This is a genomic window from Sphingobacterium detergens, assembly GCF_003610355.1.
Lineage (GTDB): Bacteria > Bacteroidota > Bacteroidia > Sphingobacteriales > Sphingobacteriaceae > Sphingobacterium > Sphingobacterium detergens.
Window position 1 is genome coordinate 388110 of record NZ_RAPY01000004.1, and the last position, 13099, is coordinate 401208.

Here is a 13099-nt window from a genome sequence, read left to right on the forward strand (position 1 = left end):
TGACTAAAAAAAAAGAGATTTTTTTGTATGAAATTCATTAAACCACTTGCATTAGCCTTTTTGCTTCCGGCTACATTTTACGGCGTAGAGGCAAAAATGCCAACTACTTTAACGGCACATGCCAGGGCTATTCTATCGCAGGATAGTTTGGCCTTAAACCAAAAGCTACCTTTCGACAATGAAGTTGTCACTGGTAAATTGAAAAATGGATTTACATATTTTATCCGCAAAAATACTGAGCCTAAGGGGCGTGTTACCATGTATTTGGGTATGAAAGCGGGTTCAATCCTAGAAAACGAAAAACAGCTTGGGTTGGCGCACTTTTTAGAGCACATGAACTTTAATGGCTTGAAGCATTTTCCGAAAAATGAACTTGTCAATTACCTTCAGAAAGCTGGTGTACGATTTGGCTCGGATCTGAATGCCTACACAAGCTTTGATCAGACTGTCTATCAATTACCTATCCCATCTGATGATCCGGAATTGCTGAAAAATGGACTACAGGTCATGCGCGATTGGGCACAGGATGCTTTATTGGACGGTGAAGAAATTGACAAAGAACGTGGTGTTATTTTGGAAGAGAAACGTGGTGGAAGAGGTGTGCAGCAACGTCTGCAAGATCAGTATTTTCCTATGGTGCTTAATGGCTCCCTCTATTCAAAACGTCTACCTATTGGTACCGAAGAAATTTTAAAGAGTTTTCCGTATACTGAAATACGCAAATTTCATCAGGATTGGTATCGACCAGATCTACAAGCGCTCATTATTGTAGGTGATATTGATCCCAAAGCAATTGAGGAAAAAGTGAAAGTATTATTTTCGGATATGACAATGCCGAAAAAGGTGCTTCCACGCAAAGAGTACAAGGTCGATTTATTAAATAAAAATCAGTTTTTGACTATTTCGGATCCGGAATTGCCTTATACTGTCGCTCAGGTCTTAATCAAAAATGAGAAAGACAAGGTTGTCACTGTCGGAGACTACCGTAATGAATTACTCAAAAATATTTTCAATCAGATGATTGCTGGTCGTTTTTCTGAACTGATGCAGCAACCGAATCCACCTTTTATGCAAGCTGGTGGTAGTATTGGTGATTTTGTTGCTAATTTAAATACCTTCTCTTTATTGGTTGTACCTAAACCGGGTGAACTGGAGTCTGGATTTAAGGCCATGCTGACTGAATTTGAACGTATTCAAAAATATGGTTTCACGCAGACCGAATTGGATCGTGCGCTTGCCGATATGAAGAAAGGAAATGAAATGGCATATATCGAGCGGGATAAGAAGAAATCCGATAGCTATGTCAACCGTTATCTGAACTATTTCATCGACAATGAGCCGGCCTTGAGCAATGAAGCTTCTTATAGCTTAACGAAACAGTTGTTGCCTACATTGAAACTCGAAGAAGTGAATGGTCTGGTCAAAAAATATTATACCGATTTAAATCGTGATATATTAATTATGGGGCCAGAAAAGGAAAAGGCGAACCTGCCTACGGAACAAGCTGTTTTGGGATGGGTGAAGGCGGTCGAAGATAGTCCGGTTTCTGCTTATGAGGATAAGGTTTCCAATCTTCCCTTGCTTTCCAAAGAACCTATTAAAGGTACAATTGTGTCTTCAAAGGATATCGCAGCTGTCCAAGCTAAAGAATTGGTTTTGAGCAATGGCGTGAAGGTGATTTTAAAACCTACAGACTTTAAAAATGACGAAATCCAGATTATGGCCTATAGCCCTGGAGGAACATCGTTGTATACTGATGCTGATTATTTCTCCGCTTCAAATGCCTCTTCATTGGTCGATGCGAGCGGTGTCGGACAGATGAGCAATGTGGAGCTGACTAAGTATCTTGCCGGAAAAGATGTGTCGATTTCGCCATATATCTCAGAACGATATGAGGGACTTTCAGGTAGCACAGACAAAGAAGGCTTGAAAAATGCTTTTGAGCTGATTTATGGCTATTTTACAGAGCCTCGTTTGGATAGTGACGTTTTCCAAAGTACAATGACAAGGGCAAAAGGATCTTTGGAAAATAGATTGAGCGATCCAAATAATGTTTTTTCAGATAAAGTGAAGGCAGTGCTTTATGGGAATAACGTTCGTCGACAAAATGCTACTGTCGAGACGCTTACAAAAATCGACCGTGATCGTGCACTGGCAATTTACAAAGAGCGATTTGCAGATGCTTCAGATTTTGTGTTCACCATTGTAGGTTCATTTGACGAAGCGCAAATTAAACCGTTTATTGAGACTTATCTTGCTTCCCTTCCTGCGGTCAAACGAGGAGAGACTTACAAAGACTTAAATATTCTGGAACCGAATAAAGGGGAACGTGTGGTTGTTCATAAAGGTAAGGAAGAAAAAGCAAGTACCCAGTTGGCTTATTACGGAGACTATAATTATAGTGAAAGTGAAAATGTCAATATGGAAGCTTTGGAAAGTGTATTGACAATCAAATTGCTTGAACGACTGCGTGAGAAAGAAGGTGGTGTTTATGGTGTTGGTGCCCGTGCCAGCTTCGGCAAATTACCTAAAGCACGCTATGCCTTTTCAATTGGTTTTGGTTCAGCAGTGGATAAAGCGGATGCTTTGATTGCTTCTGCTTTGGATGAAGTGAAAAAGATACAGAATCAAGGTGCGGATAAAGTAGATATTGAAAAATTTGTGGCTGAACAAAAAAGACAGAATGAATTGAGTTTACGTGAAAATGGCTACTGGCTGAATTACATTTCGAGTTCTTATCAAAATGATTTGGATATCAGTAGATATACACGTCGGATGGAGAATTTGAATAAGGTGACGCCAAAATCAATACAAGATGTAGCTGGAAAATATCTGAAGAAAGATCGGCTTTTCGAATTTATTTTAATGCCGGATTCTAAATAAAGAATAACATTGGTCCAATATCAATGCAGGGTAAAGGCTGTTTGCGAAAAGCAAGCAGCCTTTATTGTACAAAAAACTTTATTACACAAAAAATCCCAATCATTTCTGATTGGGATTACCAAAAATTTCAATAAATATCTCTTTTAACCTAAATAAGATTTTAAGATTTTGCTTCTTGAAGTGTGTCTCAAACGTTGAAGAGCCTTGTCTTTAATTTGACGGACGCGTTCACGTGTCAAATTGAATTTCTCACCGATTTCTTCGAGCGACAGTTGGTGGTTGGAACCTAATCCAAAGAATAGAACGATGATTTCACGTTCTCTTTCTGTTAAAGTTGCCAATGATCGCTTGATTTCTTCTGATAGAGATTCATCAATTAGAGAACTATCGGTGTCTGGGTCATGGTTTTCCAATACATCCAAGAGTGTGTTTTCTTCACCTTGAACGAAAGGTGCATCCATAGACACATGACGCCCAGAATTACTTAGGGTATCCGAAACCTTGTCAACTGTGGTTTCAAGGATATCCGCCAATTCTTCTGGAGATGGTTCCCGCTCGTATTCTTGTTCTAGTTTTGAGAAAGCTTTACTGATTTTGCTTAGAGAACCTACTTGGTTCAATGGCAGACGTACGATACGTGATTGTTCAGCAATTGCTTGAAGAATAGATTGGCGAATCCACCAAACGGCATAAGAAATAAATTTAAAACCCTTTGTTTCGTCAAAACGTTTAGCCGCTTTAATTAAGCCCAGGTTGCCTTCATTGATTAAATCACCTAAGGTCAATCCTTGATTTTGATATTGTTTTGCTACTGATACTACGAAACGAAGGTTGGTTTTAGTCAATTTTTCCAAGGCAACTTGGTCGCCTTCGCGGATGCGCTGTGCTAATTCTACTTCTTCTTCTGCTGTAATTAAGTCTACTTTACCAATTTCGTGTAAGTATTTGTCCAAAGACTGGGACTCACGATTGGTGATAGATTGTGTAATTTTGAGCTGTCTCATTAATTTTTATTAATTCTCCTCTCTAAGAAATGTTTGCGAAAATACGAAAAATTTTTGAATTATTAATGGAAAATGGATTATCTAACCTCTCATCTATAATGAGTTATGATTTTGTAGATCTTCATTTTACACTATCAAAAACTATTCCATTTAAAATTGTTTTTCTTTCTCAATTGTGGCTGTAATATTCAACTGATTGATATTTAAAGCGCTAACAAATTTTATTTTTTTCTATTCTCAAGTAATTTATCTAATGATATCAGATATGTTACGTAAAACGTATTCTTTGAATTTATTTTAAAATGATAATTTTATGATAAAACAAAAAGATATATGTTTTGTTTTACAAGAGACATTAAATAAATTTAAAGGAATAAAAATTATAATATGCCAATCTTAATTCATTTGGATAAAATAATGAAAGAGAAAAAAATGTCACTTAACCAATTGAGTGACAGTGTAGGGATTACACTTTCTAATCTTTCAATCATAAAAAATCAAAAGGCTAAGGCCCTGCGATTAGATACACTTGAAGCAATATGTAAAGCGCTAGACTGTCAGCCTGGTGATTTGTTGCAATATTATGATGGAGATGACGAGAAAAACTAGAATCTATAGCCTTTTAAAAAGTCTACCACATTCATTTTCTTCTTGCCTTCCAGTTGAAGTTCCGATACCATGATATAGCCATCTTGTGTCGCAAACTTTAAATAGCTTTTTTGGTCTGTCTCTATTGTTCCCGGTGCAGCAGTAGTAGCTGTTTGCTCTTTTTCTGTTTTATATATTTTTAATACCTTATCATTGAGTACAGTAAATGCCGTTGGATATGGACTAAGTCCGCGTATAAAATTATAAACAACATCAGTAGATTGGTCCCAATTTATTTTACAATCTTCTTTAAAAATTTTCGGCGCGTGTTTCAACGTTTCTGTTGGGAGGATATCATCTTGGCTTTTCGGCTGTAAATTTCCCTCTTTCAGCTGTTGTATCGTTTGAAGGAGTGTTCTGGCTCCCGCAACCATCAGGTTGTCGTGAAGATCTCCAGCGGTGTCAGTTTCATTTATTGTAACTTTTTCGGCTAAAAGTATATTTCCAGTATCAATCTCATGTTGCAATAAGAATGTAGTCACTCCGGATTCTTTCTCCCCATTCATAATGGCATGATTGATTGGAGCTGCACCGCGGTATTGTGGGAGCAAAGAGGCATGGACGTTAATGGTTCCATGTTTCGGCATATTCCAGACAACTTCAGGCAGCATACGGAATGCCACCACGACCTGAAGGTCGGCTTGATAGTTTTTGAGTTCGGCAAGAAAGGCCTCATCCCGAAGTTTGACTGGTTGAAGGACGGGGATATGGTGTTGGGTAGCGTATACTTTAACGGCTGATTCATGTATCTTTTGCCCACGGCCTGCCGGTTTGTCCGGTACTGTAACTACAGCAACGACTTGTTCGCCAGATTGAATGAGTGCATCAAGTGAAGCAACGGCAAAGTCAGGAGTGCCCATGAAAATAATACGCATAAGAGCTGTGTTTTTTGTAAAATCCTTAAAATCAATAAAATCGTTGGGATGATAGAAATCATCTGCGAAAACGCTAATAATTTGCTATTAAAGTTTTGTAAATAACAAATTTTTATAACTTTGCGAAGTTACATAAATATATTGAAAGCTTGAATTTTCCTTATTTTTTAGCAAATCGAATAGCATTTTCAGGTAAACGGACGTTCTCAAAATTGATCGTTCGGGTTACGATCGGTGCAATTGCGCTAGCCATTGCTGCCATTATCATATCTATTGCGGTTTTGCGGGGATTTAAGGGGGAGATCATCAGCAAGCAACGTGGTTTTTTTGCGGATGTATTGGTGCTACGTTATGATCTCAATAAATCGTATGAAAATTCACCCATCTCTCTTACGCCTCAACTCCATAAGTCTATATTAGCAGACCCTGAAGTATATTCCATTAATCCATTTGCAACCAAAGCTGGGATTATCAATGTGAACGACGAAGTGGAAGGCGTGGTTTTGAAAGGTATTGATTCGCTATACGATCAGCAGCCTATAAAAAAGATGCTGCTCGAAGGGAATACGATAGATTTTAAATCCGAGAACACCGATAATCAGATCTTAATTTCTAAATATCTGGCAGATAGATTGTTGCTGAAAGTAGGTGACGATTTTATTATGTATTTTGTCCAGGAGCCCATCCGTAAGCGAAAGTTTGTCATCAAGGGAATATTTAATACCGGGTCGGAGGAGCTTGATAAAGTTTACGTAATCGGATCTTTGAATGTCATTAGGAAGCTGAGCAATCTTGATGATAATGAGGTCGGTGGCTATGAGATTCGAATCAAGGATTTCAGCCAACTCCAACAGACAACACAAAAAATAGAAGATATGCTGCCTATTGATATGCAGGCAATCAATATTAAAGACCAGGTGCCCGATATTTTCCAGTGGTTGGATTTATTGGATATGAACACCAAAATTATCTTTATCTTAATGACGGTGGTAGCGATTATCAATATGATTTCAGCTTTATTGATCACCATCCTTGAGCGCACATCCATGATTGGTATATTAAAGGCTTTGGGTTACCATAATGCCGGTATACGCCGTGTCTTTATGTATAGTGCCCTGTATCTCATAGGACTTGGTTTACTGATTGGAAATCTCATCGGGTTGGGCTTTTATTTTCTACAGGATTATACCCATTTTTTCAAACTGGATCAGCAGACCTACTATATTTCTTATGTTGCCGTAAAACTCTATTGGTCTGACGTTATTTTGGTCAATCTTGCGGTGGTATTTATTGGCATGGTTTCCTTGTTTATTCCTTCGATGTTAATCACCAAGATTAGTCCGATAAAAGCAATTTCTTTTAAGTAAGCCCTTTTTTAGACGTCGTTTTGTTGGAAAAATTGTATTTTTAAAGCTGTTAGCTATTTTACGGCTGGTAACGAAAAATAAGTTGACACATTTTACCGATAGCATACGAGCACATATGAATAAAACTTTCGAGCATATTTCCCACGCTTTCGAAGCGCCCTTACAGAATCCCGTACTTATTTTTTCACTGGTACTCTTTATTATCCTACTTTCACCCATTATCCTCAGACCGATCAAGGTGCCGGGTATTATTGGTTTGATTATATCTGGTGTTATTATTGGACCCCATGGATTAAATTGGCTGGAAAAAAACTCTGCAATTAATCTGTTTTCCACGATAGGGCTTTTGTATATCATGTTTATTGCCGGTTTGGAATTGGATATGAATGAATTTAAAAAGACCAAGAACAAAAGTTTGCTGTTTGGTTTTTTTACATTTATTGTGCCTATAAGCATAGGTTATCCTGTTTGTCATTTGTTGTTGGGTTACGATGTACTGGCGAGTCTTTTGATCTCGAGTATGTTTGCGACGCACACCCTGGTATCTTATCCCATTGTGAATAGTTATGGTATTTCCAAGATGGAAGCTGTGGCAATTACGATTGGTGGTACGATCCTGACCGATACGGCAGTACTGATTATATTGGCTGTTATTACCGGAGTTTCACAGGGTAATATTGGTAATGAATTTTGGGTTACACTTGGGATTTCCTTCGCCATATTCCTCTTTATCATGTTCGGTATTATCCCGCGGATCGCAAAATGGTTTTTTGAACGGTTGGGCAGCGAAAAGACATCAAACTATATTTTTGTACTTTCCGTAGTGTTTTTTGCGGCATTCTTAGCGGAAATTGCGGGATTGGAACCTATTATCGGGGCCTTTGTGGCTGGTCTGGCCTTGAATAAATTGATTCCGCATTCTTCGGCTCTGATGAATCGAATTGAGTTTATCGGGAATGCCATTTTTATTCCTTTCTTCCTCATATCAGTCGGTATGATAGTGGATGTGAGTGTAATTTTAAAAGGACCTCAGGCATTAATTATAGCAGGTACCTTGACCGTCGTTGCAATCGTGGGGAAATATGCCGCTGCTTGGCTGACACAGAAAACATTTAAATATAGCCGTGGGCAGCGCAACTTGATTTTTGGCTTGAGCAGCGCCCATGCTGCAGCGACTTTGGCTGTTATTATGGTTGGTTATAAAAATGGGATCATTGATGAAAATGTCTTGAATGGTACGATTTTGTTGATCTTGGTAACTTGTATTGTTGCCACTATTGTGACAGGGAATGCTTCCCGGAAAGTGGTTATGGATGGGGAGCAAGATGAAGAACATACTGATGTGGTGAAGGAGAAAGACGAAAATATATTGATCTCTATTGCGAATATGGACAATATGGAACCTATCCTTGACTTTTCCACTTACATCAAGAGTAAAAAATGCACTCAGCCTGTGAATATTGTATCCGTAGTAAAAGATAATGAACAGGCACAGCTGAATATGAGCAAAGCGCGCAAAAATTTGGACAATATGGTGCGTTATGCTTCTGGTTCGGAGACCAATGTTAATATCAGTGCAACGATAGATTTAAATATTGCAAGCGGTGTAGCTCGGTCAGCGAAAGAAGTTTCCGCAAATTGTATTGTGCTTGGTTGGCCAAGCGCAGCAAATTTTATGGATAAATTTGTTGGCGAAAAGACAGAAAGTATCCTCAACAGAACGTCGGCAAATGTGATGCTCTGCCATTTTAGAAAACCCTTTATTTCCAATAAAGCTATCGTTGTATTTGCACCACCAATGTGTGAGGCAGAGTTTGGTTTCGAGTATTGGTTGGAGAAGGTTATTAAACTTGCACAGGAACTATCTGTTCCAATCTCTTTTGTTGTGGATACGCGCTCTACATCTGCAATTGAGGCGCACTTGGTCGAAATAAAGAACTCCGTACCGGTTACTTTTAAACACTACGATGACTGGGATAATTTACAGGGATTAAAAGCGTTTAAGGACGAAGAGTCCATGTTCATTTTTGTGTCTGCACGAAATGGAGAGGTTTCATATCGCGATTCGTTGGATGGTGTGGCAAAAAAATTAGATCGGATCTATGCAAACGAAAACCTTGTTTTGGTGTTTCCTAGTAGGGTAGAGAATGCACACATCGACGAATACGAGGATGTTGAGGCTGCTCCGATATTCCGAAAGATTAGTAAAGAGATTGGAAATATGTTTAATAAAGGATAGTTGCTATCCGCAAAAAACGCTGATTATGTCAAATAAGATTACAATGTCCAACGATGGAACATTACAGGTTCCAGATTTCCCAACGATTCCTTTTATCATAGGTGATGGTATAGGTCCTGACCTATGGCATGCCGCCGTGCGTGTTTTTGATAAAGCCGTGGAGAAGGCTTATAACGGACAACGAAAAGTCAGTTGGAAGGAAGTTTTGGCAGGGGAGAAAGCATTTGATGAAACCGGAGAGTGGTTGCCCAAAGCGACATTGGATCTATTGCGCGAATACCTGGTTGGTATAAAAGGGCCTTTGACCACACCTGTAGGTGGTGGCATACGCTCCTTGAATGTTGCCTTACGGAAGGATCTGGATCTCTATGTCTGCCAGCGACCGACGAAGTGGTTCCAAGGTGTGCCATCTCCGGTCAGACATCCAGAATATGTGGATATGGTCATATTTCGGGAGAATACCGAAGATATCTATGCCGGAATAGAGTTTCAGGCGGGAAGTGCAGAAGCCAATAAACTACAGGATTTTTTACATGACGAACTTGATATTGACTATAACTTTTCGAGTACCACAGGGGTAGGGGTCAAGCTGGTTTCTGAAGAAGGATCCAAACGCTTGGTTCGAGCAGCGATTGAACATGCTATCCATTATACATTACCCTCGGTGACTATAGTGCACAAGGGTAATATTATGAAATATACAGAAGGAGCCTTTAAAATCTGGGGTTTTGAGGTTGCAGAAACAGAATTTGCAGATAAGACCTATACTTGGGGGCAATGGGAACGTACCAAAGCAGCGCAAGGCGAGGCCGCGGCCAATCAGGAACAAAAAGAAGCCTTGGCTTCAGGTAAAATATTGATTAAGGATATTATCGCAGACAACTTCCTGCAACAAATCTTGCTTAATCCGCGCGACTTTTCTGTGGTGGCAACCTTAAATCTAAACGGGGATTATATTTCGGATGCTTTGGCAGCCATGGTTGGCGGGATAGGAATTGCACCGGGAGCGAATATTAACTTTAAAACCGGTCACGCTGTTTTTGAAGCGACCCATGGTACAGCACCTCGGTTTGCGAATACCAATACCATGAATCCTTCATCCGTAATCCTGAGCGGTGTGATGATGTTTGAATACCTGGGCTGGACAGAAGTAGCGGCGGCAATTGTGCGTGCATTGGGGGAAACCATTATTGCGAAAACGGTCACTGTTGATTTTTACAATCTGATGGATGATGCGACCTTAGTGAAAACCAGTGAGTTTGCCGATCGGATCATCGAAAAATTATAAGGATTTTCTTTTTTAAGATATTAAGCAGAAATTTGAGTAAAATTTCTGCTTTTTTTATGGACTACGACCAACTTCCTCCTTTTGTAAAGGAATCCACCGTTTTTAGTACGGAAGATAAAATTAAACTGGCAAAGTTAGACCGACTGCCTACACCGTTGGAGGTGGATGAGATTACGTCCTTGCCCGAAATTTACGAATTGTTAAATGCCTTTATCGGGGACCAATCCTCCCGTAACGTCCATCTTCAGCTTAAAGCAAAGGAGTATTTGCAAGATAATCAATTAGATATGGCTTGGAAAGTGATTCTTCTGTGATTGTTTTAATAACCAACAGGGATCTACTTGTGTAATATTTTTATTGAAATGATTCAGAATTTTGTAAATTTTCAATAAAAAAACAGAATAGTTGAAAAATATATAATTTTATTTTACCTTTGGTTTTTAAAACAACAGATTGCTTTACTAGGGTTCTGAATGAGCAATCAAACAAACTATAACATCAATGAAACATAATTTTGGAGCAGGTCCATGTATTCTGCCAAAGGAAGTATTTCAACAAGCCTCAGAAGCTGTAATTGATTTTAACAACACAGGTTTATCAATTTTAGAGATCTCTCACCGTTCCAAAGAGTTTGAAGCAGTGATAGATGAGGCGACTCAGTTAGTAAGAGAATTATTAGCCGTACCACAAGGATATTCGATTCTTTTCTTGCAAGGTGGAGCGAGTCTGCAATTTGCGATGGCACCACTTAACCTTTTACCTGAAGGCGGTAAAGCCGCTTATTTGGATACAGGTGTATGGGCAACAAAGGCCTTAAAAGAAGCGAAGAAATTCGGAACAGTAGATGTTGTAGCTTCATCGATTGATAAAAACTATTCTTATATACCTAAAGGGTATTCAATCCCTTCAGATGCCGTTTATTTTCACTATACTTCAAATAATACGATTTACGGTACTGAGGTGTTTGAAAAACCAGCGACGGAATTACCAGTGGTTGTAGATATGTCTTCAGATATTTTTTCCCGCGAGATCAATGTCGCAGATTACGATTTGATCTATGCTGGAGCACAAAAAAATATGGGTCCTGCTGGCGTAACACTAGTTATTGTGAAGGATGATATTTTAGGTAAATCCGGACGTGTTCTACCTTCGATGTTAGATTATAAATTGCATATCGATGGCGGTTCCATGTATAATACTCCTCCGGTATACTCGATCTTTGTTTCCATGTTGAACCTACGTTGGTTAAAAGCAAAAGGTGGTGTGCCAGTTTTAGAGCAAGAGAATATTATTAAAGCACGTGCTTTATACGATGAGATCGACCGCAACCCTTTATTTAAAGGCACTGCTGCTGTTGAAGACCGCTCACGCATGAACGTGACTTTCGTGATGGATACTCCTGAATTGGAAGCGGAATTCTTAGCTTTGGCAAAGGAACGTAATCTGATTGGGATCAAAGGACATCGTTCGGTAGGTGGCTTTAGAGCTTCTATCTACAACGCATTGCCATTGAGCAGTATAAATGCATTGATTGATGCCATGAAGGAATTTGAAGACACACGCAAATAGTCTATTCGGTCAAAAATATTTTGATGAAATCATCGGATTCATTCCGTTCACGTCGCTGTCCGAATGAATCTGATTGCTTCATCACTTAAATAAACAATCAGGGTGTCGAAGATTCATGTATACAATGAAAAATCGACATTCATAAATAAATATAAAGGATGAAAATATTAGCAAATGACGGTATCGATCCACTAGGAAAGAAAATGTTGGAGGATGCTGGTCATACTGTAGATACAAATCATATACCACAAGAGGAATTAGCTGAAAAGCTGCTTGCTTATGATGCAATCACTGTACGTAGCGCAACTAAAGTTCGTCAGGAATTAATTGATGGCTGCCCAAATTTGAAAGTAATCGGTCGTGGTGGCGTAGGAATGGATAATATTGACGTGGAATACGCACGTTCAAAAGGTATTGCTGTTGTCAATACTCCTGCTGCATCTTCTTTATCGGTGGCTGAATTGGTTTTTGCGCATCTTTTAAACGGTGTACGCTTTTTATATGACTCCAACCGCAAGATGCCTGTTGAAGGAAATACCAAATTTGGTGCTTTGAAAAAAGCCTATGGTGCCGGAACTGAGCTTCGCGGTAAAACAATCGGTATTGTTGGTTTTGGCCGTATCGGTCGTGAAGTAGCTAAAATCGCGATCGGTCTGGGAATGGATGTAGTCTATACAGATTTATTCGAAGGACCCAAAGGTTTAACGATTGAACTTTCTGGTGGTATTCAGGTTGAGGTTCCGATCAAACAGGTGGAAATGGAAGACTTATTGAAAGTTTCCGATTTTATTTCCTTGCACGTGCCATTTTTGGACAAACCAGCAATTGGCGCAGCAGAGTTTCCGCTGTTAAAAGATGGTGTTGGACTGGTCAACGCTTCTAGAGGCGGTGTTATTGATGAGTTGGAATTAGTGAAGGCATTAGATGCAGGTAAAGTAGCATTTGCAGGTTTAGATGTGTTCGACAACGAACCTACACCACGTGAGGAAATTTTAAAACATCCAAAGATTTCGTTGACACCACATATTGGCGCAGCGACAAATGAAGCACAAGAACGAATCGGCGAAGAATTGGCCGGTTTACTGATCGAAAACTTGAAGAAGTAATTCTTCCGCATAGAACAAATATATGCGGCACAAAACTTTCATGATTTTGTGCCGCATTTTTTTTAATATACATTCATGAATTGCCTATATTGGCGCACAGAAATTTAATAATTGTAACTT

At 39.2% G+C, this 13099-nt stretch carries 10 protein-coding genes; 8 read left to right on the forward strand and 2 right to left on the reverse strand.

The window, feature by feature from the left end; genetic code table 11:
• Nucleotides 1-27: 27 nt before the first annotated feature.
• On the forward strand, nucleotides 28-2883 hold the full coding sequence (locus DFQ12_RS20150) for a M16 family metallopeptidase (protein WP_120260836.1): 2856 nt from the start codon (nucleotides 28-30) through the stop codon (nucleotides 2881-2883).
• 143 nt (nucleotides 2884-3026) lie between these two features.
• Here the strand turns inward: DFQ12_RS20150 and DFQ12_RS20155 are convergent, their stop codons facing one another.
• Nucleotides 3027-3887, reverse strand: a complete 861-nt coding sequence (locus DFQ12_RS20155; protein WP_028068906.1) for a sigma-70 family RNA polymerase sigma factor — start codon at nucleotides 3885-3887, stop codon at nucleotides 3027-3029.
• Nucleotides 3888-4274: 387 nt separating this feature from the next.
• Here DFQ12_RS20155 and DFQ12_RS20160 point away from each other — a divergent pair, with 387 nt between their 5' ends.
• Nucleotides 4275-4496, forward strand: a complete 222-nt coding sequence (locus DFQ12_RS20160) for a helix-turn-helix domain-containing protein (RefSeq protein WP_120260837.1) — start codon at nucleotides 4275-4277, stop codon at nucleotides 4494-4496.
• Here the strand turns inward: DFQ12_RS20160 and fmt are convergent.
• Complete coding sequence (fmt, locus tag DFQ12_RS20165) at nucleotides 4493-5410, reverse strand: methionyl-tRNA formyltransferase (RefSeq protein WP_120260838.1); 918 nt, start codon at nucleotides 5408-5410, stop codon at nucleotides 4493-4495. The genes DFQ12_RS20160 and fmt overlap by 4 nt on opposite strands.
• A 149-nt stretch (nucleotides 5411-5559) precedes the next feature.
• On the opposite strand from fmt, the gene DFQ12_RS20170 reads away from it, so the two are divergent.
• The 6 genes from DFQ12_RS20170 (at nucleotide 5560) to DFQ12_RS20195 (ending at nucleotide 12979) form a co-directional block, all read left to right on the forward strand.
• The gene (locus DFQ12_RS20170; RefSeq protein WP_120260839.1) at nucleotides 5560-6777 is read left to right on the forward strand and encodes an ABC transporter permease; all 1218 of its coding nucleotides are present in this window, start codon (nucleotides 5560-5562) and stop codon (nucleotides 6775-6777) included.
• A gap of 115 nt (nucleotides 6778-6892) precedes the next feature.
• Nucleotides 6893-9016, forward strand: coding sequence for a cation:proton antiporter (locus tag DFQ12_RS20175; RefSeq protein ID WP_120260840.1), 2124 nt, complete (start codon nucleotides 6893-6895; stop codon nucleotides 9014-9016).
• Nucleotides 9017-9041: 25 nt separating this feature from the next.
• Complete coding sequence (gene icd, locus DFQ12_RS20180; protein WP_120260841.1) at nucleotides 9042-10304, forward strand: NADP-dependent isocitrate dehydrogenase; 1263 nt, start codon at nucleotides 9042-9044, stop codon at nucleotides 10302-10304.
• Nucleotides 10305-10360: 56 nt separating this feature from the next.
• Nucleotides 10361-10618 (forward strand): hypothetical protein, encoded by a 258-nt coding sequence (locus DFQ12_RS20185; protein WP_120260842.1) that lies wholly within the window; start codon nucleotides 10361-10363, stop codon nucleotides 10616-10618.
• 187 nt (nucleotides 10619-10805) lie between these two features.
• The gene (gene serC / locus DFQ12_RS20190; RefSeq protein ID WP_120260843.1) at nucleotides 10806-11873 is read left to right on the forward strand and encodes a 3-phosphoserine/phosphohydroxythreonine transaminase; all 1068 of its coding nucleotides are present in this window, start codon (nucleotides 10806-10808) and stop codon (nucleotides 11871-11873) included.
• A gap of 158 nt (nucleotides 11874-12031) precedes the next feature.
• Nucleotides 12032-12979, forward strand: a complete 948-nt coding sequence (locus tag DFQ12_RS20195; RefSeq protein ID WP_120260844.1) for a D-2-hydroxyacid dehydrogenase — start codon at nucleotides 12032-12034, stop codon at nucleotides 12977-12979.
• Nucleotides 12980-13099 lie beyond the last annotated feature (120 nt).

Excerpts from the sequence above, each read along its gene's own strand:
- icd (WP_120260841.1), top strand. The coding sequence starts at position 9,042 with ATGTCAAATAAGATTACAATGTCCAACGATGGAACATTACAGGTTCCA.
- DFQ12_RS20195 (WP_120260844.1), top strand. The coding sequence starts at position 12,032 with ATGAAAATATTAGCAAATGACGGTATCGATCCACTAGGAAAGAAAATG.
- DFQ12_RS20155 (WP_028068906.1), bottom strand. The coding sequence starts at position 3,887 with ATGAGACAGCTCAAAATTACACAATCTATCACCAATCGTGAGTCCCAG.
- DFQ12_RS20185 (WP_120260842.1), top strand. The coding sequence starts at position 10,361 with ATGGACTACGACCAACTTCCTCCTTTTGTAAAGGAATCCACCGTTTTT.
- DFQ12_RS20175 (WP_120260840.1), top strand. The coding sequence starts at position 6,893 with ATGAATAAAACTTTCGAGCATATTTCCCACGCTTTCGAAGCGCCCTTA.
- serC (WP_120260843.1), top strand. The coding sequence starts at position 10,806 with ATGAAACATAATTTTGGAGCAGGTCCATGTATTCTGCCAAAGGAAGTA.
- DFQ12_RS20150 (WP_120260836.1), top strand. The coding sequence starts at position 28 with ATGAAATTCATTAAACCACTTGCATTAGCCTTTTTGCTTCCGGCTACA.
- DFQ12_RS20160 (WP_120260837.1), top strand. The coding sequence starts at position 4,275 with ATGCCAATCTTAATTCATTTGGATAAAATAATGAAAGAGAAAAAAATG.
- fmt (WP_120260838.1), bottom strand. The coding sequence starts at position 5,410 with ATGCGTATTATTTTCATGGGCACTCCTGACTTTGCCGTTGCTTCACTT.